25 protein-coding genes are annotated in these 25,771 nt (G+C 57.4%); 16 read left to right on the top strand and 9 right to left on the bottom strand.

The features are described 5' to 3' along the window. Window positions 1–31: 31 nt before the first annotated feature. The 12 genes from bamA (at window position 32) to tilS (ending at window position 15,739) form a co-directional block, all read left to right on the top strand. Complete coding sequence (gene bamA, locus ABLV54_RS25040; RefSeq protein ID WP_023292048.1) at window positions 32–2,461, top strand: outer membrane protein assembly factor BamA; 2,430 nt, start codon at window positions 32–34, stop codon at window positions 2,459–2,461. Window positions 2,462–2,582: 121 nt separating this feature from the next. After that, window positions 2,583–3,068: a molecular chaperone Skp gene (gene skp / locus ABLV54_RS25035; protein WP_002889325.1), complete on the top strand. Its 486-nt coding sequence runs from the start codon at window positions 2,583–2,585 to the stop codon at window positions 3,066–3,068. 3 nt (window positions 3,069–3,071) lie between these two features. Next, a complete protein-coding gene (gene lpxD / locus ABLV54_RS25030) occupies window positions 3,072–4,097 on the top strand; it encodes a UDP-3-O-(3-hydroxymyristoyl)glucosamine N-acyltransferase (protein ID WP_032452898.1) in 1,026 nt (341 codons plus the stop codon). A gap of 105 nt (window positions 4,098–4,202) precedes the next feature. After that, window positions 4,203–4,658, top strand: a complete 456-nt coding sequence (gene fabZ, locus ABLV54_RS25025) for a 3-hydroxyacyl-ACP dehydratase FabZ (RefSeq protein ID WP_004145858.1) — start codon at window positions 4,203–4,205, stop codon at window positions 4,656–4,658. A gap of 3 nt (window positions 4,659–4,661) precedes the next feature. Then, window positions 4,662–5,450, top strand: a complete 789-nt coding sequence (gene lpxA / locus ABLV54_RS25020) for an acyl-ACP--UDP-N-acetylglucosamine O-acyltransferase (protein WP_004204455.1) — start codon at window positions 4,662–4,664, stop codon at window positions 5,448–5,450. After that, window positions 5,450–6,601 (top strand): lipid-A-disaccharide synthase, encoded by a 1,152-nt coding sequence (lpxB, locus tag ABLV54_RS25015; protein ID WP_023292050.1) that lies wholly within the window; start codon window positions 5,450–5,452, stop codon window positions 6,599–6,601. The genes lpxA and lpxB overlap by 1 nt, the downstream gene beginning before the upstream one ends. Beyond that, a complete protein-coding gene (gene rnhB / locus ABLV54_RS25010) occupies window positions 6,598–7,197 on the top strand; it encodes a ribonuclease HII (protein WP_050533864.1) in 600 nt (199 codons plus the stop codon). Before lpxB ends, rnhB begins: the two co-directional genes overlap by 4 nt. A 17-nt stretch (window positions 7,198–7,214) precedes the next feature. After that, entirely contained in the window at window positions 7,215–10,697 is a 3,483-nt protein-coding gene (gene dnaE / locus ABLV54_RS25005) for a DNA polymerase III subunit alpha (protein ID WP_048336426.1), read from the top strand. 12 nt (window positions 10,698–10,709) lie between these two features. After that, the gene (gene accA / locus ABLV54_RS25000; protein WP_004145855.1) at window positions 10,710–11,669 is read left to right on the top strand and encodes an acetyl-CoA carboxylase carboxyl transferase subunit alpha; all 960 of its coding nucleotides are present in this window, start codon (window positions 10,710–10,712) and stop codon (window positions 11,667–11,669) included. A gap of 113 nt (window positions 11,670–11,782) precedes the next feature. Further along, window positions 11,783–13,936 (top strand): lysine decarboxylase LdcC, encoded by a 2,154-nt coding sequence (locus ABLV54_RS24995; protein ID WP_032429283.1) that lies wholly within the window; start codon window positions 11,783–11,785, stop codon window positions 13,934–13,936. A gap of 46 nt (window positions 13,937–13,982) precedes the next feature. Further along, window positions 13,983–14,372, top strand: coding sequence for a VOC family protein (locus ABLV54_RS24990; RefSeq protein WP_002889387.1), 390 nt, complete (start codon window positions 13,983–13,985; stop codon window positions 14,370–14,372). Window positions 14,373–14,425: 53 nt separating this feature from the next. Beyond that, window positions 14,426–15,739, top strand: a complete 1,314-nt coding sequence (gene tilS, locus ABLV54_RS24985; RefSeq protein WP_044521086.1) for a tRNA lysidine(34) synthetase TilS — start codon at window positions 14,426–14,428, stop codon at window positions 15,737–15,739. 12 nt (window positions 15,740–15,751) lie between these two features. Here tilS and rof read toward each other — a convergent pair whose 3' ends face one another. Continuing rightward, complete coding sequence (rof, locus tag ABLV54_RS24980; protein WP_002889424.1) at window positions 15,752–16,012, bottom strand: Rho-binding antiterminator; 261 nt, start codon at window positions 16,010–16,012, stop codon at window positions 15,752–15,754. Continuing rightward, window positions 15,999–16,199: a YaeP family protein gene (locus ABLV54_RS24975; RefSeq protein WP_002889429.1), complete on the bottom strand. Its 201-nt coding sequence runs from the start codon at window positions 16,197–16,199 to the stop codon at window positions 15,999–16,001. The genes rof and ABLV54_RS24975 overlap by 14 nt, the downstream gene beginning before the upstream one ends. Before the next feature lie 196 nt (window positions 16,200–16,395). On the opposite strand from ABLV54_RS24975, the gene ABLV54_RS24970 reads away from it, so the two are divergent. From ABLV54_RS24970 to nlpE, 3 genes are read left to right on the top strand one after another with little or no spacing between them, the layout of a single operon-like run. Continuing rightward, the gene (locus tag ABLV54_RS24970) at window positions 16,396–16,941 is read left to right on the top strand and encodes a YaeQ family protein (protein ID WP_048296744.1); all 546 of its coding nucleotides are present in this window, start codon (window positions 16,396–16,398) and stop codon (window positions 16,939–16,941) included. Next, window positions 16,938–17,351, top strand: coding sequence for an alternative ribosome rescue aminoacyl-tRNA hydrolase ArfB (arfB, locus tag ABLV54_RS24965; RefSeq protein ID WP_004204468.1), 414 nt, complete (start codon window positions 16,938–16,940; stop codon window positions 17,349–17,351). The genes ABLV54_RS24970 and arfB overlap by 4 nt, the downstream gene beginning before the upstream one ends. A gap of 42 nt (window positions 17,352–17,393) precedes the next feature. Further along, complete coding sequence (gene nlpE, locus ABLV54_RS24960) at window positions 17,394–18,092, top strand: envelope stress response activation lipoprotein NlpE (RefSeq protein WP_086075002.1); 699 nt, start codon at window positions 17,394–17,396, stop codon at window positions 18,090–18,092. A 158-nt stretch (window positions 18,093–18,250) separates the two neighbouring features. On the opposite strand, the gene ABLV54_RS24955 is transcribed toward nlpE, so the two are convergent. The 7 genes from ABLV54_RS24955 to metN form a co-directional block, all read right to left on the bottom strand. Beyond that, the gene (locus ABLV54_RS24955) at window positions 18,251–19,093 is read right to left on the bottom strand and encodes a YaeF family permuted papain-like enzyme (RefSeq protein WP_050533863.1); all 843 of its coding nucleotides are present in this window, start codon (window positions 19,091–19,093) and stop codon (window positions 18,251–18,253) included. Between the two features lie 59 nt (window positions 19,094–19,152). Next, a complete protein-coding gene (proS, locus tag ABLV54_RS24950; protein ID WP_050533862.1) occupies window positions 19,153–20,871 on the bottom strand; it encodes a proline--tRNA ligase in 1,719 nt (572 codons plus the stop codon). Window positions 20,872–20,983: 112 nt separating this feature from the next. Further along, window positions 20,984–21,691, bottom strand: a complete 708-nt coding sequence (tsaA, locus tag ABLV54_RS24945) for a tRNA (N6-threonylcarbamoyladenosine(37)-N6)-methyltransferase TrmO (RefSeq protein ID WP_032452991.1) — start codon at window positions 21,689–21,691, stop codon at window positions 20,984–20,986. Next, window positions 21,688–22,095: an Rcs stress response system protein RcsF gene (gene rcsF, locus ABLV54_RS24940; protein ID WP_023292059.1), complete on the bottom strand. Its 408-nt coding sequence runs from the start codon at window positions 22,093–22,095 to the stop codon at window positions 21,688–21,690. Before rcsF ends, tsaA begins: the two co-directional genes overlap by 4 nt. A gap of 107 nt (window positions 22,096–22,202) precedes the next feature. After that, window positions 22,203–23,018 (bottom strand): methionine ABC transporter substrate-binding lipoprotein MetQ, encoded by an 816-nt coding sequence (gene metQ / locus ABLV54_RS24935; protein WP_002889445.1) that lies wholly within the window; start codon window positions 23,016–23,018, stop codon window positions 22,203–22,205. A 43-nt stretch (window positions 23,019–23,061) separates the two neighbouring features. Next, a complete protein-coding gene (locus ABLV54_RS24930; protein ID WP_004204478.1) occupies window positions 23,062–23,715 on the bottom strand; it encodes a methionine ABC transporter permease MetI in 654 nt (217 codons plus the stop codon). Then, on the bottom strand, window positions 23,708–24,739 hold the full coding sequence (metN, locus tag ABLV54_RS24925) for a methionine ABC transporter ATP-binding protein MetN (protein ID WP_002889450.1): 1,032 nt from the start codon (window positions 24,737–24,739) through the stop codon (window positions 23,708–23,710). The genes ABLV54_RS24930 and metN overlap by 8 nt, the downstream gene beginning before the upstream one ends. Window positions 24,740–24,927: 188 nt before the next feature. On the opposite strand from metN, the gene gmhB reads away from it, so the two are divergent. After that, window positions 24,928–25,494: a D-glycero-beta-D-manno-heptose 1,7-bisphosphate 7-phosphatase gene (gmhB, locus tag ABLV54_RS24920; RefSeq protein WP_177337326.1), complete on the top strand. Its 567-nt coding sequence runs from the start codon at window positions 24,928–24,930 to the stop codon at window positions 25,492–25,494. Window positions 25,495–25,771 lie beyond the last annotated feature (277 nt).

Genomic DNA, 25,771 nt, shown 5'->3' with positions numbered 1-25,771 from the left:
GAGAGTTTGTTAGGAAGAACGCATAATAACGATGGCGATGAAAAAGTTGCTCATAGCGTCGCTGCTGTTTAGCAGCGCGACTGTATACGGTGCTGAAGGGTTCGTGGTGAAGGACATTCATTTCGAAGGCTTGCAGCGTGTCGCTGTTGGTGCGGCCCTCCTCAGTATGCCAGTGCGTCCTGGCGATACGGTGACCGACGATGATATCAGTAACACTATTCGCGCGCTGTTTGCCACTGGCAACTTCGAGGACGTCCGCGTCCTGCGCGATGGTGATACCCTGCTGGTGCAGGTGAAAGAGCGTCCGACGATCGCCAGCATCACTTTCTCCGGCAACAAGTCGGTGAAAGATGACATGCTCAAGCAGAACCTTGAGGCCTCTGGCGTTCGGGTGGGCGAGTCGCTTGACCGCACGACCATCGCGGACATCGAGAAGGGTCTCGAGGATTTCTACTACAGCGTCGGTAAATACAGCGCCAGCGTCAAAGCGGTGGTTACCCCGCTGCCGCGAAACCGTGTCGACCTGAAACTGGTCTTCCAGGAAGGCGTCTCCGCTAAAATTCAGCAGATCAACATCGTCGGCAACCATGCGTTTTCGACTGATGAGCTGATCTCCCACTTCCAGCTGCGCGATGAAGTGCCGTGGTGGAACGTGGTCGGCGACCGTAAATACCAGAAGCAGAAGCTGGCGGGCGACCTTGAAACCCTGCGCAGCTACTACCTGGATCGCGGCTATGCCCGTTTCAACATCGATTCTACCCAGGTCAGCCTGACGCCGGATAAGAAAGGGATCTACATCACCGTCAACATCACCGAAGGCGATCAGTACAAGTTTTCCGGGGTGCAGGTGACGGGCAACCTCGCCGGCCATTCCGCGGAAATCGAAGCGCTGACCAAAGTCGAGCCGGGTGAACTGTATAACGGCGCGAAAGTGACCAAGATGGAAAACGACATCAAGAAACTGTTGGGTCGTTATGGTTACGCCTACCCGCGCGTGCAGTCGCAGCCGGAGATCAACGACAGCGATAAAACCGTTAAGCTGCACGTCAACGTCGATGCGGGCAACCGCTATTACGTGCGTAAAATTCGCTTCGAAGGCAACGACACCTCCAAAGATGCCGTTCTGCGCCGCGAAATGCGCCAGATGGAAGGCGCGTGGCTGGGCAGCGACCTCGTCGATCAGGGTAAAGACCGTCTCAACCGTTTAGGCTTCTTCGAAACGGTCGATACCGATACCCAGCGCGTCCCGGGCAGCCCGGACCAGGTCGATGTAGTCTACAAGGTGAAAGAGCGTAACACCGGTAGCTTCAACTTCGGTATCGGTTACGGTACCGAGAGCGGCGTCAGCTTCCAGGCGGGCGTTCAGCAGGATAACTGGTTAGGTACTGGCTATGCTGTCGGGATCAACGGCACCAAAAACGACTACCAAACCTATACCGAGCTGTCGGTGACCAACCCGTACTTCACCGTAGACGGTGTGAGCCTCGGCGGCCGTGTCTTCTATAATGACTTTGATGCGAACGATGCGGATCTGTCTGACTATACTAACAAAAGCTATGGTACAGACATCACGCTGGGCTTCCCGGTCAACGAATACAACACGCTGCGCGCCGGCGTCGGGTATGTGCATAACTCCCTGTCCAATATGCAGCCGCAGGTGGCGATGTGGCGTTACCTGAACTCGATGGGCCAGTATCCGGACAACACCAACGACCGGAACTCGTTCAGTGCGAATGACTTCACCTTCAACTACGGTTGGACCTATAACAAGCTTGACCGCGGCTTCTTCCCAACGGAAGGTTCGCGCGTCAACCTGAACGGTAAAGTGACCATTCCGGGTTCGGACAACGAATACTACAAAGCGACGTTGGATACCGCCACCTATGTGCCGATCGACAACGATCATGAATGGGTGGTGCTGGGTCGTACCCGCTTTGGCTATGGCGATGGTATCGGCGGCAAAGAGATGCCGTTCTATGAGAACTTCTATGCCGGTGGCTCCAGCACCGTGCGTGGCTTCCAGTCGAACACCATTGGTCCGAAGGCAGTGTATTTCCCGGCAAGCAGCCGTCATGACGATGATGACAGCTACGATAATGAATGTAAGAGCACCGAATCCGCACCGTGTAAATCCGATGATGCGGTGGGCGGTAACGCGATGGCGGTGGCCAGCCTGGAGCTGATTACCCCGACGCCGTTCATTAGTGACAAATATGCGAACTCGGTCCGGACTTCCTTCTTCTGGGATATGGGTACCGTATGGGATACTCACTGGGATTCGAGCGCGTATGGCGGTTATCCGGATTACAGCGATCCGAGCAACATCCGTATGTCTGCGGGTATTGCCGTGCAGTGGATGTCGCCGTTGGGGCCGTTGGTCTTCTCCTACGCCCAACCGTTCAAAAAGTACGATGGAGACAAAGCCGAACAGTTCCAGTTTAACATTGGTAAAACCTGGTAATTGTTGGCGGCAATGGAATGCAAGTGCAGTATAGCGCTGACCGTAGGCGATAACGCGTTTATCGCCTCGCCACGCAAATAACGGTACCCCTGGGTACTCATGGGATGGTAAGGAGTTTATTGTGAAAAAGTGGTTATTAGCTGCAGGTCTGGGTTTGGCAATGGTAACTTCCGCTCAGGCGGCAGATAAAATTGCCCTGGTGAACATGAACAGCCTGTTCCAACAGGTTGCCCAGAAAACTGGCGTTTCCAACACGCTGGAAAACGAGTTCAAAGGCCGCGCTAGCGAACTGCAGCGTATGGAAGGCGACCTGCAGTCTAAAATGCAGCGTCTGCAGTCCATGAAGCCGGGCGCCGATCGTACCAAACTGGAAAAAGACGTGATGGCTCAGCGCCAGACCTTCTCCCAGAAAGCGCAGGCGTTTGAACAGGATCGCGCTCGTCGTTCCAACGAAGAGCGTGGTAAACTGGTGACCCGTATCCAGACTGCCGTACAGAGCGTAGCGAAAGATCAGAGCATCGATCTGGTGGTTGACGCGAATGCCGTTGCATACAACAGCAGCGATGTAAAAGACATCACCGCTGATGTGCTGAAACAGGTTAAATAAGTAATGCCTTCAATTCGACTGGCTGATCTTGCGCAGCAGTTGGATGCAGAATTACACGGTGATGGCGATATCGTCATCACCGGCGTTGCGTCCATGCAGAGCGCGAAAACGGGCCAAATCACTTTCATGGTCAACCCTAAGTACCGTGAACACCTGGCCGCTTGCCAGGCTTCTGCCGTTGTGATGACGCAGGATGATTTGCCTTTTGCCCATAGCGCCGCGCTGGTAGTGCGTAATCCCTACCTGACCTACGCGCGCATGGCTCAAATTCTGGATACCACGCCGCAGCCGGCACAGGATATCGCGCCGAGCGCGGTTATCGATCCGACGGCGAAGCTGGGTAGCAACGTTGCCATCGGCGCCAACGCCGTTATCGAATCCGGGGTAGAGCTGGGCGATAACGTGGTCATCGGCGCAGGCTGCTTCGTTGGGAAAAATACGAAAATAGGCGCCGGCTCGCGTTTGTGGGCCAATGTGACCGTTTACCATGAGATTGAGATCGGCGAGAATTGCCTGATCCAGTCCAGCACGGTGATCGGCGCGGATGGCTTCGGCTACGCCAACGATCGCGGCAACTGGGTGAAGATCCCGCAGCTGGGTCGCGTCATTATTGGCGATCGCGTGGAGATCGGCGCCTGCACCACAATTGACCGCGGCGCGCTGGACGATACCGTGATTGGCAACGGGGTTATCATTGATAACCAGTGCCAGATTGCGCATAACGTGGTGATTGGCGACAATACCGCGGTTGCCGGCGGTGTCATCATGGCAGGCAGCCTGAAAATCGGCCGCTACTGCATGATTGGCGGCGCCAGCGTGATTAACGGCCATATGGAAATCTGCGATAAGGTCACCGTCACGGGGATGGGGATGGTGATGCGTCCTATCAGCGAACCAGGCGTATACTCCTCCGGTATTCCGCTGCAGCCGAACAAGGCGTGGCGTAAAACCGCTGCGCTGGTGATGAATATTGACGAGATGAGCAAGCGCCTGAAAGCGATTGAGCGCAAGGTTAATCAACAAGACTAATTCATCATTTGGTCACATGACATTTCCGGCCTGTTGCATTCGCTAAAAGATTGCCGCAGGCCGTGTTATTATTGCCTTTTAGTACATTTAGACAGGAAGAGTATTTTGACTACTGACACTCATACTCTGCACATTGAAGAGATTCTGGAACTTCTGCCTCACCGTTACCCGTTCCTGCTGGTAGACCGCGTGCTGGATTTTGAAGAAGGTCGTTTTCTGCGCGCAGTAAAAAATGTTTCTGTAAACGAGCCGTTTTTCCAGGGGCATTTCCCTGGTAAGCCGATTTTGCCGGGCGTCCTGATTCTGGAAGCAATGGCGCAGGCCACCGGGATTCTGGCATTCAAAAGCGTTGGAAAACTGGAACCAGGCGAGCTGTATTACTTCGCGGGTATCGATGAAGCACGTTTCAAACGCCCGGTAGTACCAGGCGATCAGATGATTATGGAAGTCACTTTCGAGAAAACCCGCCGCGGCCTGACCCGTTTCAAAGGCGTTGCGCTGGTTGACGGTAAAGTGGTTTGCGAAGCGACGATGATGTGTGCGCGTAGCCGGGAGGCCTGATACGTGATTGATAAAACCGCTTTTGTTCATCCTACCGCCATTGTTGAAGAAGGCGCCGTGATTGGCGCTAACGTCCACATTGGTCCGTTTTGTATTGTTGGCGCCAACGTCGAAATCGGCGAAGGCACCGTACTGAAGTCTCACGTTGTCGTTAACGGCCACACCAAAATCGGCCGTGACAACGAGATCTATCAGTTCGCTTCCATCGGCGAAGTTAACCAGGATCTGAAATATGCTGGCGAACCGACCCGGGTGGAAATTGGCGATCGCAACCGCATTCGCGAAAGCGTCACCATTCATCGCGGCACAGTACAGGGCGGTGGATTAACAAAGGTGGGCAACGATAACCTGCTGATGATCAACGCCCACGTGGCGCACGATTGTACGCTTGGCGATCGCTGCATCCTGGCCAATAACGCGACGCTCGCTGGCCATGTTTCGCTGGATGATTATGTCATTATCGGCGGCATGACTGCGGTGCACCAGTTCTGCGTCATTGGCTCACACGTTATGGTTGGCGGCTGCTCCGGCGTGGCGCAGGACGTTCCGCCGTTCGTGATTGCCCAGGGCAACCATGCGACGCCGTTCGGCGTCAACATCGAAGGTCTGAAACGCCGCGGCTTCAGCCGGGAAGCGATTACCGCGATCCGCAACGCGTATAAACTGCTGTACCGCAGCGGCAAGACGCTGGAAGAAGCCAAGCCGGAGATCGCCGAACTGGCGACTCAGCATCCTGAAGTTCAGCCGTTTGTCGATTTCTTCGCCCGCTCTACCCGCGGCTTGATTCGTTAATGGCTGAACAGCGTCCCCTGACGATTGCCCTGGTCGCCGGAGAAACCTCCGGCGATATTCTTGGCGCCGGCCTCATCCGCGCCCTCAAAGCACGCATCCCGAATGCGCGCTTTGTTGGCGTGGCGGGACCGCTGATGCAGGCGGAAGGGTGTGAAGCCTGGTACGAAATGGAAGAGCTGGCGGTGATGGGTATTGTTGAAGTGCTCGGTCGCCTGCGTCGCTTACTCCATATTCGCGCCGATTTGACCCGCCGCTTCGGCGAGCTGCGTCCCGATGTTTTCGTCGGTATCGACGCCCCTGACTTCAATATTACCCTCGAAGGGAATCTGAAAAAGCAGGGCATCAAAACCATTCACTACGTCAGCCCATCGGTTTGGGCCTGGCGACAAAAACGCGTTTTCAAAATCGGCAGATCAACCGATCTGGTGCTGGCCTTTCTGCCTTTCGAAAAAGCGTTTTATGACAAATTTAACGTTCCCTGCCGCTTTATCGGCCATACCATGGCGGATGCGATGCCGCTGGATCCTGACAAAGGCGCCGCGCGCGACCGGTTAGGGATCCCGCACGACGTGCGTTGCCTGGCGCTGTTGCCCGGTAGCCGCGGCGCGGAAGTCGAAATGCTCAGTGCGGACTTTCTGAAAACCGCGCAGCTTCTGCGGGCTACCTATCCCGATCTGCAGGTGGTGGTGCCGCTGGTTAATGCTAAACGGCGGGAGCAGTTTGAGCGAATTAAAGCTGAGACGGCGCCGGATATGATCGTGCATATGCTGGACGGCCAGGCGCGCGATGCGATGATCGCCAGCGACGCCGCGCTGCTGGCCTCCGGGACGGCGGCGCTGGAGTGTATGCTGGCGAAATGCCCGATGGTGGTTGGCTATCGCATGAAGCCGTTCACCTTCTGGCTGGCGAAGCGGTTGGTTAAAACCGACTACGTCTCGTTGCCGAACCTGCTGGCCGGGCGCGAGCTGGTTAAAGAGCTGCTGCAAGATGAGTGCGAGCCGCAGGCGCTGGCTGCCGCCCTGCAGCCGCTGCTGGCCGATGGCAAAACCAGCCATGAGATGCATGAGACATTCCGCGCGCTGCATCAGCAGATCCGCTGCAACGCCGATGAGCAGGCGGCGGACGCCGTACTGGAGTTAGCAAAACAATGATGGAGTTCGTCTATCCGCATACCCATCTGGTTGCCGGCGTCGATGAGGTCGGGCGTGGCCCCCTGGTTGGCGCGGTGGTGACCGCGGCGGTGATCCTCGATCCGGCGAAGCCGATTGTGGGTCTGAATGATTCCAAAAAACTCAGCGAGAAGCGTCGACTGGCGCTCTTCGATGAGATTAAAGAGAAAGCGCTGTGCTGGAGCCTTGGGCGCGCCGAGCCCCAAGAAATCGATGAGCTGAATATCCTGCATGCCACTATGCTGGCGATGCAGCGCGCCGTCGCCGGCCTGAGCATTGTGCCCGAGTTTGTTCTGATCGATGGCAACCGCTGTCCGTCGCTACCGATGCCCTCCCTGGCGGTGGTGAAAGGCGACAGCCGGGTGGCAGAAATCAGCGCAGCGTCTATTCTGGCAAAAGTCACTCGTGACGCCGAAATGGCCACGCTGGACCTCGCATTTCCCCACTACGGATTTGCCCAGCATAAAGGCTATCCCACCGCTGTACACCTGCAGAAGCTGCAGGAACACGGCGCAACAGAGCATCACCGGCGCAGTTTCGGCCCGGTGAAGCGTGCCTTGGGCCTGGCGTCCAACTAAGTCACCGGGATCTAAAGATGGCTGAACCACGTTTCGTACACCTGCGGGTGCACAGCGACTATTCCATGATCGATGGGCTGGCAAAGACCGGGCCGCTGGTCAAGAAGGCGGCCTCGCTTGGCATGCCAGCGCTGGCGATCACCGATTTCACCAACCTCTGCGGGCTGGTGAAGTTCTACGGGACGGGACACGGCGCGGGGATTAAGCCGATTGTCGGCGCCGATTTCCACGTGCAGTGCGACCTGCTCGGCGACGAATTTACCGAGCTGACCGTGCTGGCGGCGAACAACACCGGCTACCAGAACCTGACTCTGCTCATTTCCCGCGCCTATCAGCGCGGCTACGGCGCCCTGGGGCCGTGGATCGATCGCGACTGGCTGGTGGAACATCAGGAAGGGCTGATTCTGCTCTCCGGCGGCCGTAAAGGCGACGTCGGCGTCAGCCTGATCCGCGGCAACATGCCGCTGGTTGAGCAGTGCGTCTCCTTCTATGAAGAGCATTTCCCGGATCGCTATTTTCTGGAGCTGATCCGCACCGGTCGTCAGGATGAAGAGAGTTATCTCCATGCCGCCGTGGCGCTGGCGGAAGCGCGTGGTCTGCCGGTGGTGGCGACCAACGATGTCCGCTTCCTCGACACTGGCGACTTTGACGCCCATGAAATCCGCGTCGCTATTCACGACGGCTTCACCCTCGACGACCCGAAACGGCCGCGCAACTACTCGCCACAGCAATATATGCGCAGCGAGGAGGAGATGTGCGAGCTGTTCGCCGATATTCCGGAAGCGCTGACAAACAGCGTCGAGATCGCCAAACGCTGCAACGTCACCGTGCGGCTTGGCGAATATTTCCTGCCGCAGTTCCCGACCGGCGATATGACCACGGAAGATTTCCTGGTAATGAAATCGAAAGAGGGTCTGGAAGAGCGGCTGGAATTCCTCTTCCCGGATCCGGAAGTGCGCGCGAAGCGCCGGCCGGAATACGACGAGCGTCTGGATATCGAGCTGCAGGTGATCAACCAGATGGGCTTCCCCGGCTACTTCCTGATCGTGATGGAGTTTATCCAGTGGTCGAAAGATAACGGCGTGCCGGTCGGCCCGGGCCGCGGTTCCGGCGCCGGCTCGCTGGTGGCCTACGCGCTGAAGATCACCGATCTTGACCCGCTGGAATTCGACCTGCTGTTCGAACGTTTCCTCAACCCGGAACGTGTTTCGATGCCCGACTTCGACGTCGACTTCTGCATGGAGAAACGCGACCAGGTTATCGAGCACGTGGCGGATATGTACGGCCGCGACGCGGTATCGCAGATCATCACCTTCGGTACCATGGCGGCGAAGGCGGTCATCCGCGACGTGGGCCGCGTGCTGGGTCACCCGTACGGCTTTGTCGACCGCATCTCCAAGCTGGTGCCGCCCGATCCGGGCATGACGCTGGCGAAGGCCTTCGAGGCCGAGCCGCAGCTGCCGGAGATCTACGAGGCGGACGAAGAAGTGAAAGCGCTGATCGACATGGCGCGTAAGCTGGAAGGGGTGACGCGAAACGCCGGTAAGCATGCGGGCGGCGTGGTTATCGCGCCGACCAAAATCACCGACTTCGCCCCGCTGTATTGCGATGAGCAGGGGCTACATCCGGTTACCCAGTTTGACAAGAACGACGTGGAATACGCCGGGCTGGTGAAATTCGACTTCCTCGGTCTGCGTACGCTCACTATCATTAACTGGGCGCTGGAGATGATTAACAAGCGCCGTGAGAAGAACGGCGAAGGGCCGCTGGATATCGCCGCCATCCCGCTGGATGACAAGAAAAGTTTCGACATGCTGCAGCGCTCGGAAACCACCGCGGTCTTCCAGCTTGAATCGCGCGGCATGAAAGATCTGATTAAACGCCTGCAGCCGGACTGCTTCGAAGATATGATCGCGCTGGTGGCCCTGTTCCGCCCGGGCCCGCTGCAGTCGGGGATGGTAGATAACTTTATCGACCGTAAGCACGGCCGCGAAGAGATCTCGTATCCGGACGTACAGTGGCAGCATGAAAGCCTGAAACCGGTGCTGGAGCCGACCTACGGCATCATCCTGTACCAGGAACAGGTCATGCAGATTGCCCAGGTGCTGTCCGGATATACCCTCGGCGGCGCGGATATGCTGCGTCGTGCGATGGGTAAGAAAAAGCCGGAGGAGATGGCCAAGCAGCGTTCTATCTTTGAGGATGGGGCGAAGAAAAACGGCGTTGATGGCGAGCTGGCGATGAAAATCTTCGACCTGGTGGAGAAATTCGCCGGTTACGGGTTTAACAAATCGCACTCCGCCGCATACGCGCTGGTTTCTTACCAGACGCTGTGGCTTAAGGCGCACTATCCGGCTGAGTTTATGGCGGCGGTAATGACCGCCGATATGGACAACACCGAAAAGGTCGTTGGCCTGGTGGACGAATGCTGGCGTATGGGGCTGAAAATTTTGCCCCCGGATATTAACTCCGGCCTGTACCATTTCCACGTCAACGACGACGGCGAGATCGTCTACGGTATCGGCGCCATCAAGGGCGTCGGCGAAGGGCCGATCGAAGCGATCATTGAGGCGCGCAACAACGGCGGTTATTTCCGCGAGCTGTTCGACCTCTGCGCGCGGACCGATATTAAAAAGCTCAACCGTCGGGTGCTGGAAAAACTGATTATGTCCGGGGCGTTCGATCGTCTCGGTCCGCATCGCGCGGCGCTGATGAATTCACTGGGCGATGCGCTGAAAGCCGCCGATCAGCACGCCAAAGCCGAGGCCATCGGCCAGGCCGATATGTTCGGCGTGCTGGCGGAAGAGCCTGAGCAGATTGAACAGTCCTACGCCAGCTGCCAGCCGTGGCCTGAGCAGGTGGTGCTGGATGGTGAAAGGGAGACCCTGGGGCTGTACCTGACCGGGCACCCGATTAACCAGTATTTGAAAGAGATTGAGCGCTACGTCGGCGGCGTGAGGCTCAAAGACATGCATCCGACCGATCGTGGAAAAGTGACCACGGCGGCGGGGCTGGTGATTGCGGCGCGGGTAATGGTCACCAAGCGCGGCAATCGTATCGGCATCTGTACCCTGGATGACCGTTCCGGGCGGCTGGAAGTGATGTTATTCACCGACGCGCTGGATAAATATCAGCAGTTGCTGGAAAAAGACCGCATACTTATCGTCAGCGGACAGGTCAGCTTTGATGACTTTAGCGGGGGGCTTAAAATGACCGCCCGTGAAGTCATGGACATTGACGAAGCCCGGGAAAAATATGCTCGCGGGCTTGCTATCTCGCTGACGGACAGGCAAATTGATGACCAGCTTTTAAACCGACTCCGTCAGTCTCTGGAACCCCACCGTTCGGGAACCATTCCAGTGCACCTCTACTATCAGAGGGCGGATGCACGCGCGCGGTTGCGTTTCGGCGCAACATGGCGCGTCTCTCCGAGCGATCGTTTACTCAACGATCTGCGTGGCCTTATCGGCTCGGAGCAGGTGGAACTGGAGTTTGACTAATACAGGAATACTATGAGTCTGAATTTCCTAGATTTTGAACAGCCGATTGCAGAGCTGGAAGCGAAAATCGATTCCCTGACTGCGGTAAGCCGTCAGGATGAGAAACTGGATATTAACATCGACGAAGAGGTGCATCGTCTGCGCGAGAAAAGCGTAGAGCTGACGCGCAAAATCTTCGCCGATCTCGGTGCATGGCAGGTTGCGCAACTGGCGCGCCACCCGCGCCGTCCTTACACCCTGGATTATGTCCGCCTGGCGTTCGACGAATTTGACGAACTGGCCGGTGACCGCGCCTTCGCTGACGATAAAGCGATTGTCGGCGGTATCGCGCGTCTTGACGGTCGTCCGGTGATGATCATCGGCCACCAGAAAGGTCGCGAAACCAAAGAAAAAATTCGTCGCAACTTTGGTATGCCGGCCCCGGAAGGCTACCGCAAAGCGCTGCGCCTGATGGAGATGGCTGAGCGGTTTAAAATGCCGATCATCACCTTTATCGACACCCCGGGCGCCTACCCGGGCGTCGGCGCGGAAGAGCGCGGCCAGTCGGAAGCGATTGCCCGCAACCTGCGTGAGATGTCGCGTCTGAGCGTGCCGGTTATCTGCACCGTGATCGGCGAAGGCGGCTCCGGCGGCGCGCTGGCGATTGGCGTGGGCGACAAGGTCAATATGCTGCAGTACAGCACCTATTCGGTGATTTCGCCGGAAGGCTGCGCCTCCATTCTGTGGAAGAGCGCGGATAAAGCGCCGCTGGCTGCGGAAGCGATGGGCATTATCGCCCCGCGTCTGAAAGAGCTGAAGCTGATCGATTCTATCGTTCCGGAACCGCTGGGCGGCGCCCACCGCAACCCGGAAGCGATGGCGGCAAGCCTGAAAGCGCAGCTGCTGGCGGACCTGGCCGATCTCGATCTTCTCAGCGAAGAAGAGCTGCTGAACCGCCGCTATCAACGTCTGATGAGCTACGGTTACGCCTAAGTTTTCCGCTAGCGCAAAACACTAAGGGCCGGATTTTCCGGCCCTTTTTTTATGTGCGATGCGCCCAGGGGATTGCTATGATGCTGGACTTAGGTGAATACCAGGAGGAAAGCGTGAATATCATCGCCATCATGGGGCCTCACGGCGTCTACCACAAAGACGAGCCGATCAAAGAACTGGAAGCGGCGCTGCAGCGCCAGGGCTTTCAGACCATCTGGCCGCAAAATAGCGCCGACCTGCTGCAGTTTATCGAGCACAACCCGCGCATCTGCGGCGTGATCTTCGACTGGGATGAGTACAGCGTCGATCTGTGCAGCGATATTAACCAGCTCAATGAATATCTGCCTCTGTACGCCTTTATTAACGCCCACTCGACGATGGACGTCAGCAGTCAGGATCTGCGCATGACGCTGTGGTTCTTCGAATATGCGCTGGGACTCTCCGAAGAGATCGCCACCCGCATCGGGCAGTATACCCGCGAGTACCTGGACAATATCACCCCGCCATTTACCCGCGCGCTGTTTAACTATGTGCAGGAGGGGAAATATACCTTCTGTACGCCGGGTCATATGGGCGGTAGCGCCTATCAGAAAAGCCCGGTGGGCTGCCTGTTCTATGATTTCTTTGGCGGGAATACGCTGAAGGCGGATGTCTCGATTTCGGTCACCGAGCTGGGCTCCCTGCTGGATCATACTGGCCCGCATCTGGAGGCGGAGGAGTATATCGCTCGCGCCTTTGGCGCCGAGCAAAGCTATATGGTGACCAACGGTACCTCGACGTCCAATAAAATTGTCGGTATGTACTCGGCGCCCGCCGGCAGTACCCTGCTGATTGACCGTAACTGTCACAAATCGCTGGCCCACCTGCTGATGATGAGCGATGTGGTTCCCCTGTGGCTGAAGCCGACCCGCAATGCGTTAGGGATCCTCGGCGGTATCCCCCGGCGCGAGTTTACCCGCGACAGTATTCAGCAGAAAGTGCGCGACACGGGCGGGGCGCAGTGGCCCGTGCATGCGGTGATCACCAACTCCACCTACGATGGGCTGCTCTACAACACCACTTGGCTTAAAGAGACGCTCGACGTCCCGTCGATCCATTTCGATTCCGCCTGGGTGCCGTATACCCATTTCCATCCGATATATCAGGGGAAAAGCGGCATGAGCGGTGAGCGGATCCCCGGAAAAGTCATCTTCGAGACGCAGTCGACGCATAAGATGCTGGCCGCGCTGTCGCAGGCCTCGCTGATCCACATTAAGGGCAACTATGATGAAGAGACCTTTAATGAAGCCTTTATGATGCATACCTCTACGTCGCCGAGCTATCCCATCGTCGCGTCGATTGAGACCGCGGCGGCGATGCTGCGCGGTAACTCCGGTAAGCGCCTGATCCAGCGCTCCATTGAGCGGGCGCTGGATTTCCGCAAAGAGGTGCAGCGACTGCGCGAGGAGTCGGACGGCTGGTTCTTTGATATCTGGCAGCCGGAAGCGGTGGATAAAGCCGAGTGCTGGCCGGTGGCGCCGGGCGATGACTGGCACGGTTTCAAAGATGCCGATGCGGATCATATGTACCTCGATCCGGTGAAAGTCACCATTCTGACGCCGGGTATGGACGAGCAGGGGAATATGGATGAAGAGGGGATCCCGGCGGCGCTGGTGGCGAAGTTCCTCGACGAGCGGGGCGTGGTGGTGGAGAAAACGGGCCCCTACAACCTGCTGTTCCTCTTTAGCATCGGTATCGATAAAACCCGGGCGATGGGTCTGCTGCGCGGCCTGACCGAATTTAAGCGCGCCTACGATCTCAATCTGCGGGTGAAAAATATGTTGCCGGATCTGTACGCGGAAGATCCCGACTTCTACCGCAACATGCGGATCCAGGATCTGGCACAGGGGATCCACCGCTTGATCCGCCAGCACCAGCTGCCGCAGCTGATGCTCAGCGCCTTTGACGTCCTGCCGGAAATGAAAATGACGCCGCATCATGCCTGGCAGCGCCAGATCAAGGGTGAGGTGGAAACCATTGAACTGGAGAACCTGGTGGGCCGGATTTCGGCCAACATGATCCTCCCTTATCCGCCGGGCGTACCGCTGCTGATGCCGGGAGAGATGATCACGGAGGAGAGCCGGGCGGTGCTCGACTTCCTGCTGATGCTCTGCTCAATAGGACGTCATTACCCGGGGTTTGAGACCGATATTCACGGCGCGAAGCGCGATGAGGACGGCGTGTATCGGGTACGAGTCTTAAAAAATGACGAAAGGCTTGCGCGTTAACGGCGCGCACGAGTAACGTGGCTGGCTTAACAGAAGGAGTTTGACCATGCTGGGTTTGAAACGGGTTCACCATATTGCCATCATTGCGACTGACTACGCCCGCAGTAAAGCGTTCTATTGCGATATTCTGGGGTTTACGCTGCAAAGCGAGTTTTATCGCGCCGAACGTGACTCCTGGAAGGGCGATCTGGCGCTCAACGGCGAGTATGTGATTGAGCTGTTCTCGTTCCCGTTTCCGCCGGCCCGACCCAGTCGTCCGGAAGCGTGCGGGCTGCGTCATCTGGCCTTTAGCGTGGATGATATCGACGCTGCGGTGGCGCACCTGACGGCGCATGGCGTGGAGTGCGAAGCGATTCGCGTCGATCCCTTTACCGGTAAACGCTTTACCTTCTTTAGCGATCCGGACGACCTGCCGCTGGAAATATATCAGCAGTAAACCTTGCCAGCGCGACCCTGGCCCGGTAACGTGCCGGGCCATCACTTCTCGGTATGTTTGTGGTTATGACGGCTAACATTGCGCATACGCTTCATCCCCATCGCCAGCTGCTGGTGGCCTTCAGCGGCGGTCTGGACTCGACGGTTCTTATGCATCAGCTGGTGCTGCTGCGGGAACAGGATCCCTCTCTGACGCTGCGGGCGGTGCATATTCATCACGGCCTTAGCGCCCACGCAGACGACTGGGTGGCGCATTGTCGGCAAATTTGCCAGCAGTGGCAGGTGCCGTTGGCGGTGCATCGCGTGACGTTAGCCCGGGGCGGCCTGGGCGTCGAAGCCCATGCCCGCGCGGCGCGCTATCAGGCCTTTCAGGAGACGCTCCGCGCCGGCGAAGTGTTAGTGACCGCTCAGCACCAGGACGATCAGTGTGAAACGCTGCTGCTGGCGTTAAAACGCGGCAGCGGTCCGACCGGCCTGTCGGCGATGGCGCCATCGTCTCCCTTTGCCGGCAGTCGACTGCTGCGTCCTCTCCTCAATGAAACCCGGGAATCGCTGCGCCAGTGGGCGCTCGCCCACCAGCTGTCGTGGATTGAAGATGAGAGTAATCAGGACGATACCTATGACCGCAACTTCCTGCGCCTGCGGGTGATCCCGGTGCTGCGTGAGCGCTGGCCGCACTTTAGCGAGGCCGTCGCCCGCAGCGCCAGCCTGTGCGCCGAGCAGGAGCAGCTGCTGGACGAGATGCTGGCGGCGGAGCTGGCGTCGCTGGTGGCCGAAGACGGGTCGCTGGCTATCGCGCCGCTGACGTCGATGAGTTCTCCCCGCCGAGCGGCGTTGCTGCGTCGCTGGCTCGCCGGGCAGCAGGCGCCGATGCCGGCCCGCGAGGTGCCTGAGCGCCTCTGGCACGAGGTGGCGCTGGCGCGGGAAGATGCCAGCCCCTGCCTGCGGTTGGGGGAATTTACCGTCCGCCGTTTTCAGCAGCGCTTGTACTGGGTGAGATATGTACCCGGGCAGACGGACAGCGTCCAGCGCTGGACAGACTGGCGCCAACCGCTGCGGCTGGCGGACGGTCTTGGTGAGCTGGTGCTGCAGCCGGGCGGCAGGCTGCGCCCGCCCCCGGCGGATGAGCCAGTCACCGTCCGCTTTCGCGCCAGCGGCCATCTGCATATCGTCGGGCGTCATGGCGGCCGTAAGCTGAAGAAGATCTGGCAGGAGCTGGGCGTTGCTCCGTGGCGACGAGACACCACGCCGCTGCTGTTTTACGGCGAAACGCCGATTGCCGCAGCGGACGATCTGTTTGTGACCAACGAAGGTGAAGTCAAAGACGGGGAAGGGGTCAGTCTGGCGTGGAGGAAAACGGGCGGTTAAGCCCGTTTTGATTCAGGATTCGCTCACCACCACGGTGCCGATTTCCGGGTGACTGAAGCTGGCGATTTTATCCAGGCGCAGCTCGCGGACGTTGCCGGCGAGTTCGACCACAAGATACTCGATATTTTTACGCGAGATTAGATCGCTGGCCTTCGCCTGCAGCTGTTCGCCATCCTTCAGCGCCAGCGTCAGCACCAGGTGATGCTGGCAGGCCAGCTCCAGGTTGTCGTAATCATCGCAGTTAATGGGTTGATAAGTATCATTCATTGACATAATCGCTCACCAGTAAGTTTGCTGCCGCATAAGCGGCCTTTTCCCTGACTGACTCCGAAAGGGCCTCATCCGCCGCAATCTCATTCAATACTTTCAACACGCAACCCAGCGCATCCGGGATATACCCTAAGTCTCCGCTGGCTATTTCCGCATAACGCTTGCGTATTAACTCACAATAGTGGTCCACATGCCCTCCTGTCAGCGTTCTGACTCAACCGTGGGATGCAAGTTTAAGCCTACGAAGATAAACTCTGTTTAGCAAGGGAACTATATCATAGTCATTTAAGCAATTTCAGCAGGATGAAACAGGTTGCTGCGATTGCTGACAGCCTTTTGTCGCCAGTTTCGCTACAATGTACGCCATTTTTTTCAGGAGTTTGTTCATGGCGCTGAAAGCGACGATATATAAAGCCGCGGTGAATGTAGCCGATCTGGATCGCAACCAGTTTCTGGATGCTAACCTGACGCTGGCGCAGCACCCGTCGGAAACCCAGGAGCGCATGATGCTGCGCCTGCTGGCGTGGATCAAATATGCCGATGAGCGGCTGCAGTTTACGCGCGGCCTCTCGTCAGACGACGAGCCGGAGCTGTGGCTGCTTAACGATCATCTCGGGGTTGATCTGTGGATCGAGCTGGGGCTGCCGGACGAGAAACGTCTCAAGAAAGCCTGCTCGCGGGCGCAGGCGGTGGCGTTGTTTGCCTATAACAGCCGGGCGGCTGAAATCTGGTGGCAGCAGAATCAGAACAAGCTTGCGGCATACCCGAAGCTGACCATCTGGTATCTTGATGATGCCCAGCTGGCGCAGCTTAGCGCTTTTGCCGACCGCACGATGACGCTGCAGGCCACTTTGCAGGAGGGGAGCATCTGGTTGTCCGACGCTCAGAATAATCTGGAAATTCAGCTTACCACCTGGCAAGGGCCGGCATGATTACTATCAGCCGCAGCGTGGCCATTGCCGATAACGAGATCACGCTGGAAGGTATTCGCGCCCAGGGGGCCGGGGGCCAGCACGTGAACAAAGCGTCGACCGCGATCCATCTGCGCTTCGATATTAAAGCCTCGAGCCTGCCGGCGTTTTACAAAGAGCGCCTGCTCGCCGCCAGCCACCACTTAATTTCTGCTGACGGTGTGGTTATCATTAAGGCTCAGGAATATCGCAGTCAGGAGATGAACCGCGAAGCGGCGATCGCCCGGCTGGTGGCCCTTATCAAAGAATTGACCGCAGTGCAAAAAAGTCGCCGGGAGACGCGACCGACTCGGGCATCCAAAGAGCGACGCCTTGCTTCCAAGGCGCAAAAGTCCTCAGTCAAGGCGCTGCGTGGGAAAGTTCGCCAGTGAAGGCGTCGGCGAACGGGTGGAATGGATCATAAGGAAAGTAGAGTGAAGAAAATCATATTCTCCGTGATAGCGGCCTGTTCGCTGTTCGCGCTGTTTGGTTGTAACCATCGCGCCGAAACTGACACGGTCCAGCCGGCGGCGATGGAAGAGCTCAAGCCGATGCAGCAAAGCTGGCGCGGGGTGCTGCCTTGCGCGGATTGCGAAGGCATCGACACCTCGCTGTTCCTGGAAAAAGACGGCACCTGGGTGATGAATGAGCACTACCAGGGCGCGCGTCGTGAACCATCCTCCTTTGCCTCTTACGGCACCTGGGCGCGTACGGCGGATAAGCTGGTACTGACCAACAGCAAGGGCGAAAAATCGTACTTTCGCGCGAAGGGCGACAAGCTGGAGATGCTCGACCGCAACGGGAGCCCCATTCAGTCTCCCCTCAACTATACCCTGGAGCCAGTGAAGGCCAGCCTGCCGACCACCCCGATGGCGATGCGTGGTATGTACTTCTATATGGCCGATGCGGCAACCTTTACTGATTGCGCGACCGGTAAACGCATCGCGGTGGCGAATAATGCCCAGCTTGAGCGGGATTATGCCGCTGCCCGCGGCAATGATTCACGTCCGGTGCTGCTGGTGGTGGAGGGGCACTTTACCCTCGAGGCGAACCCGGATACCGGCGAAATGATGAAAACGCTGATGACGGATCAGGCTGGCAAATTTATTCCTGGGAAGGACTGCGGACACTGATTGTCCGGCTCCTGCCCGGGAAACGGGCAGGGGATACGCCTCAGCGGTAGCCGGCCAGCGGAACTGGGTCATTGCGGTTTTACCGTCCCCCCTTTTCCACTAACCATAGCGCACGAAGCATGAGCCTCATGACGGGGGGTAAAGGGCAAATCGTTCTTTTACTCCGCACCGGCCTTCGGTTTGCTCAACCCCACCAGTTTACCGGCCTGAAGATAAATCCCTGGTTTCAGATGCCCGACATACTGCAGCTGCGTCTCGGGTTTAAAGGTGGCGACATCTCCTTCCCGCATGTGCAGCAGATCGGAAGGGCTGATCCACGCCGCCTGCGCCAGGGTCAGCGGATGCCCGGCTCTGACAAAGGCCTCGCTGACAAACTCCGAGCAAAACCACGCTTTCTTGTCGGGGCTGGCCCCATCGCCCAGTTGCGCTTTGGCCAGGCCGCTTACGCACTGCTGGCGAAAGTTACGCGAGAAAGGGTTGAGCGAGCAGAGCGGTTTGGTGACCATATAAGGGATAAACTGAATAATGCCGCGATAGTTATACCCGCTGTCTTTGACCTCCCAGGCAAAACCTCTCATTGCCATCGCCTGGTCCGGCGTCAGATCGGGCACCCTGAGGGCAAAGAGTTTATCGCTGTGCGCCATCGCTTGCTGTAGCGATATCACCTGCACACCGGCGCCGGTAGCTTCCGCAATTTGACCCTCGCCGAGATACAGCGCGACGTGGCTCACGGAAGAGGCGCTGAAGGCGCGGATCCCAAGCGAAGTGACGCCAAGGCTGGAGGAGAATAGCAGGTCGCCGGAACGAAGGTCGTTTTCGGCGATTTCGCGCAGTCCGCTGCCGGCAATCGAGCTTTGACGCTGGAGGGTGACAGCCCATGGCGGTGAGCGGCCATCGGTAGCGGATGCGGAAGGGGCGCTGCGGCCGACGTCTACAGTGCAGGCGGTAAGCAGGAGCAGGGCGGAGGTAAGCAGCCCGCTGCTGAGGAGAGGTGCAGTCATGGGTACAGTCCTTGTAAAAAAAAGGCCCTGACATCCGTTCAGGGCCCTGAGCTGTGTAATTAGCCTTTTATCGCTTTAACCAGATATTCCACAATATCCCCGGTCTTGATCAGCTGCTTCTCACCGTTGCGACGATACTTGTATTCGATATCGTCGTTGTCGAGGTTACGATCGCCCAGCACGATGGTGTGCGGGATACCGATCAGCTCCATATCGGCGAACATCACGCCCGGACGCTCTTTACGATCGTCCATCAGCACTTCAATACCCTGGGCGCTCAGCTCGGCGTACAGTTTCTCCGCCAGCTCCTGCACACGGTAAGATTTATGCATGTTCATCGGCAGGATCGCCACCTGGAACGGCGCAATCGCATCTGGCCAGACAATACCGCGATCGTCAAAGTTCTGCTCAATCGCCGCCGCCACCACGCGAGTGACCCCGATACCATAGCAACCCATGGTCAGGATCTGGTTGCGGCCATCTTCGCCCTGAACCGCGGCTTTCATCGCCTCGGAGTACTTCGTCCCCAGCTGGAAGATATGACCCACTTCGATACCGCGCTTGATAAGCAGGGTACCTTTGCCGTCCGGGCTCGGATCGCCGGCAACGACGTTACGGATGTCAGCGACTTCCGGCGTGGCGACATCGCGGTCCCAGTTGATGCCAAAGTAGTGTTTGCCGTCGATGTTGGCGCCGGCGGCGAAATCGCTCATCACCGCCACAGTACGGTCAATAATAACCGGCACCGGCAGGTTCACCGGACCCAGGGAGCCCGGACCGGCTTTCACCAGGGCGCGGATCTCTTCTTCGGTGGCGAAGGTCAGGGGGCTGGCGACCTGCGGCAGTTTTTCCGCTTTCACTTCGTTCAGCTCGTGATCGCCGCGCACCAGCAGGGCAACCAGTGAGGAAGCGCTATCTTCAACCGCTTTCACCAGCAGGGTTTTCACGGTTTTTTCGATCGGCAGGTTGAACTGCTCAACCAGCTCGGCGATGGTTTTGGCGTTCGGCGTGTCGACCAGGGTCAACTCCTGGGTGGCGTCCGCGCGCGGCGTTTTCGGCGCAACGGCTTCCGCAAACTCGATGTTTGCCGCGTAGTCGGAGCTGTCGGAGAAGATCACATCGTCTTCGCCGCTCTGCGCCAGCACCTGGAATTCATGAGAGGCGCTGCCGCCGATGGAGCCGGTATCAGCCTGTACCGCACGGAAATCCAGCCCCATACGGCTGAAGATTTTGCTGTAAGCGGCGTACATCGCATCGTAGGTTTCCTGCAGCGATTCCTGGGAAGTATGGAAAGAGTACGCATCTTTCATCAGGAATTCGCGGGAGCGCATCACGCCGAAACGCGGGCGCACTTCGTCGCGGAATTTGGTCTGGATCTGATAGAAGTTCAGCGGCAGCTGCTTATAGGAGTTTAGCTCGTTGCGGATCAGATCGGTGATGACCTCTTCGTGGGTTGGACCGAGGACGAACGGACGACCGCCACGATCGGCAATGCGCAGCAGTTCCGGGCCGTACTGCTCCCAGCGACCGCTCTCCTGCCACAGTTCAGATGGCTGAACGACCGGCATTAACACCTCGATCGCACCGGCGTTGTTCATCTCTTCACGCACGATGTTTTCGACTTTTTTCAGGACGCGCACGCCGGTCGGCAGCCAGGTGTATAACCCGGAGGCCAGCTTGCGGATCATCCCGGCGCGCAGCATCAGCTGGTGGCTGATTACCTCGGCGTCGGCAGGTGTCTCCTTCAGAGTGGAGAGCAGATATTGGCTAGTACGCATGTTGTAACGGTTCCAGTTAAACGAGCGGAACAGGCTGGTTGCCCAGCCTGAAACAAAAAAAGTGGTTTAGTTTACCAGTGTGGCAAAGATGCCAAAAGAGAGGAAAATAAAATTAGCGCGCTTCGAGGGCAAAGACTTCAAAACCGGAGGCAGTCACCCGCCAGCGGACGTTGAAATCCAGCAGCCAGACGGCGTAATTTTTGCCTGCCTCTTCCTCCTTACGGTAGGCCGGACGCGGATCCTGCGCCAGCACCTCTCGGATAAACGCCTTCAGGTGCGGATAACGCTTCTCCAGATGCAAAAGCTGCGTTTCGACGTCGGCGGTAAAACTGACGACCTGATCCGCCTGCGGCGCCTGTTGCGCGTAGCTGGCGTGCGCGTTGGGTAGCGCTTCGGCAAACGGCAGATAGGGTTTGATGTCGACCACCGGCGTACCGTCGACGAGATCGAGGCTGCCGAGTTCCAGTATCACCTGCTCTTTCTGACAGCGGACGCCCTTCAGCTCAACCAGAGACATGCCAATGGGATTGGGGCGAAAGGTGGAGCGGGTGGCGAAGACGCCCATACGCGCGTTGCCCCCGAGACGGGGAGGGCGCACCGTCGGACGCCAGCCGCCTTCCATGGTCTGATGAAACACAAACAGGATCCACAGATGGCTGAAGCTTTCCAGACCACGCACGGCGTCGGCCTGGTTGTAGGGCGCGATCAGATGGAGTTCTCCGCCGCCGTGCTTGACCAGACCCGGCTGGCGAGGTACGGCAAACTTCTCTTTATACGGCGAGCGGATCACGCCTATCTGCGCGAACTGAAATGCACTCATTGCGCCGAGACGTTAAGCGCCGAGCCCAGACAAACCGCCTGACGGTAGCAGCCTGGGGTGCCGCTGGTCACTTCGCAGCGGTGCAGCAGGACAGCATTGGCTTTCATACGTGCGGCATTAATCTGCAGGCGCTTGCGGGCGGTAGGGATATTCGGCGGAGAATCCTGATTCGAGGCCTGGCAGGACTCGCCAGACACTTCCCCCAGATCGCGGAATGGTTTACCTACCAGCTCTGACGCATCGGTATAAATACGTACCGGCGCCGGACGGGTTGCGCGTGGTTTGCTCGGCTCCGATTTAACCGGGGGAGTTGCAGTGCTTTGAACAGGTTCAACGGGAGATCTGCTTAGCATGGAACAACCGCTTAACATGAGTGCTAACAAACAGACCGGTAAAGCACGCATAGTATTTCCTCAATGAATAAAAAACAGGGCGTTATTGAATCAGGTGCTTGCATAAATGACAAGACGGGCGTGAAGCCCGTCCTGAATGATATTACGGTGAGAAAAGATTACCAGCCTTTCACTGCGCCGCCGTTAAAGATCTTGTTTGCTGCTTCGTAAACTTCATCGCTCTGGTAAGCCTGAACGAATTTTTTCACATTCTCAGCATCTTTATTGTCTTCACGCGCCACGATCAGGTTCACGTACGGCGACTCTTTCCCTTCAACAAAGATGCCGTCTTTCGCCGGGGTCAGGCCAATCTGGCTGGCGTAAGTGGTGTTGATAACGGCCAGCGCAATCTGCGCGTCGTCAAGAGAACGCGGCAGCTGCGGCGCTTCCAGTTCAACAATCTTCAGGTTTTTCGGGTTCTCGACGATATCCAGCGAGGTCGGCAGCAGGCCTACGCCGTCCTTCAGTTTGATCAGGCCCACCTGCTGCAGCAGCAGCAGAGAACGACCGAGGTTGGTCGGATCGTTAGGGACGGCGATCTGCGAGCCCGGCTGCAGTTCGTCCAGCGATTTAATTTTCTTCGAGTAACCCGCGATCGGGTAGACGAAGGTGTTGCCGACAGCCACCAGCTTGTAGCCGCGGTCTTTAATCTGCTGGTCGAGATACGGTTTATGCTGGAAGGCGTTGACGTCGATATCGCCTTTGCTCAGCGCTTCGTTCGGCAGAACGTAATCGTTGAAGGTCACCAGCTCAACGTCAAGGCCATACTTCTCTTTTGCCACTTTCTGCGCGACTTCAGCGACCTGCTGCTCCGCCCCGACGATAACGCCGACTTTAATATGATTCGGATCTTTTTCATCCTGACCGCAACCCACCAGCGCCAGAGAACCGATTAACGCACCAACTGCCGCAAAGGTTTTGAAATTAAAGGCCATGTTATTTCCTTCCTGTAAGAATGAGTGTTGTCTGCCAATAACGTTATTTATGAGTCACAGCCCGGACGATGCGATCGCCAGAGAATTGAATTAAATAAACCAGAATAACCAGCAATACCAGTACGGTATTCATCACGGTGGCGTTGTAACCGATATAGCCATACTGGTAACCAATCTGCCCCAGACCACCGGCGCCCACCGCGCCGCCCATGGCAGAATAGCCCACCAGGGTGATCAGGGTGATGGTGGCGGCGTTGACCAGACCCGGCAGCGCTTCAGGCAGCAGAACCTTACGCACGATCTGCAGCGGCGTGGCGCCCATCGCCCGGGAGGCTTCGATAAGGCCGGTCGGGATCTCCAGCAGGGCGTTCTCCACCATGCGAGCGATAAACGGCGCGGCGCCCACCGTCAACGGCACGATCGCCGCCTGCAGGCCGATTGAGGTGCCGACGATCACGCGGGTAAACGGGATCATCCAGACCAGCAGGATAATGAACGGGATGGAGCGGAAAATGTTCACCAGCGCCGACAGCGTCCGGTACAGTTTAGCATTGGCGACGATTTGCCCCGGACGGGTCACGTACAGCAGCACGCCCACCGGCAGACCAAGGACAAAACCGAAGAAGCCGGAGACAAAGGTCATTGCCAGCGTTTCCCATACGCCGCGCAACAGCAGCCACATCATTGCCTCAGACATAACCCAATACCTCTACTTTTACATGATGTTCCTGCAGCCAGGCGATAGCCGCCTGAGTGTCTTCCTGTGTACCGTGCATTTCGGTCAGCATGATGCCGAACTTCACCCCGCCGGCATAATCCATCTGCGCGCTAATAATGTTGTTATTCACGTTGAAGCGACGCGCGGTTTCAGAAAGCAGCGGCGCATCGACGGAGTGGCCGGTAAATTCCATGCGCAGCATCGGTACGCTATCCGCTGTGGCGGTAGGTTTCAGGCGCGCCTGGTAGTCATCCGGAATATCCAGGTGCAACGTCGACTGAATAAACTGCTGGGCCAGCGGCGTCTTCGGATGGGAGAAGACTTCGCTCACCGTGTCCTGTTCAATCAACTGGCCGTTGCTAATCACCGCCACGCAGTCGCAGATGCGTTTCACCACATCCATTTCGTGGGTGATCAGCAGGATGGTCAGCCCCAGACGACGGTTAATGTCTTTCAGCAATTCGAGAATGGAACGGGTGGTGGCCGGATCCAGGGCGCTGGTGGCTTCATCGCACAGCAGCACCTTGGGGTTACTGGCCAGCGCGCGGGCAATGGCGACACGCTGTTTCTGGCCGCCGGAGAGATTAGCCGGATAGCTGTCGTGCTTATCGCCCAGGCCGACAAGATCCAGCAGCTCCGTCACACGGCGTTTGATTTCTGCCTGTGGCGTGTTATCCAGCTCCAGGGGTAACGCCACGTTGCCGAAAACGGTGCGGGATGCCAGCAGGTTAAAATGCTGGAAAATCATGCCAATCTGACGGCGAGCGCGGGTTAGCTCTTTTTCCGACAGCGCAGTCAGTTCCTGACCGTCAACCTGTACGCTGCCCTCGGTCGGGCGCTCCAGCAGGTTAACGCAGCGAATCAGCGTACTTTTACCGGCGCCTGAGGCACCGATGACGCCGTAAATTTGTCCGGCAGGGACATGCAGGCTGACATTGTTCAGCGCCTGAATGCTGCGATTCCCCTGCTGGAACACTTTGGTGATATTGGAAAGTTTAATCATCAGTTATTTATTATCGTTTAGCCGTTTGCCGTGGCATTTTCTTCTGCCGTATCCAGGCGATGCCTGGCAATGAAATGGATGTTAAGGCATCCAGACGTCTAAATCAATCTGACTCTTTATAATGAGCACTTTCTTGCATGCGGAAACATGCGATACTAACGGCACTAGCCTTTTTCAGGAGCAAACCGGTGGCAAAGTCAGTACCCGCAATTTTTCTCGACCGTGACGGCACCATTAATGTCGATCATGGCTACGTCCACGAAATCGACAATTTTGAATTTATCGATGGCGTCATTGACGCAATGCGCGAACTCAAACAGATGGGCTACGCGCTGGTGCTGGTCACTAACCAGTCCGGTATTGCTCGCGGTAAATTTACCGAAGCACAGTTCGAAACGCTGACTGAATGGATGGACTGGTCTCTGGCAGACCGTGGCGTCGATCTGGACGGTATCTATTATTGCCCGCATCACCCGCAGGGTGCGGTTGAGGAGTACCGTCAGACCTGTGATTGCCGTAAACCGCATCCGGGGATGCTGATCTCCGCCCGCGATTATCTGCATATCGATATGGCCGCTTCCTATATGGTAGGGGACAAACTGGAAGATATGCAGGCTGCAGCGGCCGCTGATGTCGGTACTAAAGTGCTGGTGCGTACCGGTAAGCCTGTTACTGAAGAAGCGGAAAAAGCCGCGGATTGGGTGCTAAATAGCCTGACCGAGCTGCCGGCGGCGATTAAAAAGCAGCAAAAATAAGCGTTGCGTATAAAAGATGAGCGGTTGAAATAAAATTGTATTTTTCCGCTTGTCATTCCCGGCGGGCTCCCTATAATGCGCCTCCATCGACACGGCGGATGTGAATCACTTCACACAAACAGCCGGTTCGGATGAAGAGAAAAATCCTGAAAAACGGGTTGACTCTGAAAGAGGAAAGCGTAATATACGCCACCTCGCGACAGAGCGCTAAAGCGCGTCGCAACTGCTCTTTAACAATTTATCAGACAATCTGTGTGGGCACTCAAAGTGACATGGA

The sequence above is a fragment of the Klebsiella sp. JB_Kp042 genome, assembly GCF_040065275.1.
Lineage (GTDB): Bacteria > Pseudomonadota > Gammaproteobacteria > Enterobacterales > Enterobacteriaceae > Klebsiella > Klebsiella quasipneumoniae.
The sequence above is the reverse complement of the archived record's forward strand: the minus strand, read 5'-3'. Positions and strand labels throughout refer to the sequence as shown.

Excerpts from the sequence above, each read along its gene's own strand:
- bamA (WP_023292048.1), top strand. The coding sequence starts at position 32 with ATGGCGATGAAAAAGTTGCTCATAGCGTCGCTGCTGTTTAGCAGCGCG.
- lpxD (WP_032452898.1), top strand. The coding sequence starts at position 3,072 with ATGCCTTCAATTCGACTGGCTGATCTTGCGCAGCAGTTGGATGCAGAA.
- lpxB (WP_023292050.1), top strand. The coding sequence starts at position 5,450 with ATGGCTGAACAGCGTCCCCTGACGATTGCCCTGGTCGCCGGAGAAACC.
- rnhB (WP_050533864.1), top strand. The coding sequence starts at position 6,598 with ATGATGGAGTTCGTCTATCCGCATACCCATCTGGTTGCCGGCGTCGAT.
- dnaE (WP_048336426.1), top strand. The coding sequence starts at position 7,215 with ATGGCTGAACCACGTTTCGTACACCTGCGGGTGCACAGCGACTATTCC.
- accA (WP_004145855.1), top strand. The coding sequence starts at position 10,710 with ATGAGTCTGAATTTCCTAGATTTTGAACAGCCGATTGCAGAGCTGGAA.
- ABLV54_RS24990 (WP_002889387.1), top strand. The coding sequence starts at position 13,983 with ATGCTGGGTTTGAAACGGGTTCACCATATTGCCATCATTGCGACTGAC.
- tilS (WP_044521086.1), top strand. The coding sequence starts at position 14,426 with ATGTTTGTGGTTATGACGGCTAACATTGCGCATACGCTTCATCCCCAT.
- rof (WP_002889424.1), bottom strand. The coding sequence starts at position 16,012 with ATGTCAATGAATGATACTTATCAACCCATTAACTGCGATGATTACGAC.
- ABLV54_RS24970 (WP_048296744.1), top strand. The coding sequence starts at position 16,396 with ATGGCGCTGAAAGCGACGATATATAAAGCCGCGGTGAATGTAGCCGAT.
- arfB (WP_004204468.1), top strand. The coding sequence starts at position 16,938 with ATGATTACTATCAGCCGCAGCGTGGCCATTGCCGATAACGAGATCACG.
- ABLV54_RS24955 (WP_050533863.1), bottom strand. The coding sequence starts at position 19,093 with ATGACTGCACCTCTCCTCAGCAGCGGGCTGCTTACCTCCGCCCTGCTC.
- proS (WP_050533862.1), bottom strand. The coding sequence starts at position 20,871 with ATGCGTACTAGCCAATATCTGCTCTCCACTCTGAAGGAGACACCTGCC.
- tsaA (WP_032452991.1), bottom strand. The coding sequence starts at position 21,691 with ATGAGTGCATTTCAGTTCGCGCAGATAGGCGTGATCCGCTCGCCGTAT.
- rcsF (WP_023292059.1), bottom strand. The coding sequence starts at position 22,095 with ATGCGTGCTTTACCGGTCTGTTTGTTAGCACTCATGTTAAGCGGTTGT.
- metQ (WP_002889445.1), bottom strand. The coding sequence starts at position 23,018 with ATGGCCTTTAATTTCAAAACCTTTGCGGCAGTTGGTGCGTTAATCGGT.
- ABLV54_RS24930 (WP_004204478.1), bottom strand. The coding sequence starts at position 23,715 with ATGTCTGAGGCAATGATGTGGCTGCTGTTGCGCGGCGTATGGGAAACG.
- metN (WP_002889450.1), bottom strand. The coding sequence starts at position 24,739 with ATGATTAAACTTTCCAATATCACCAAAGTGTTCCAGCAGGGGAATCGC.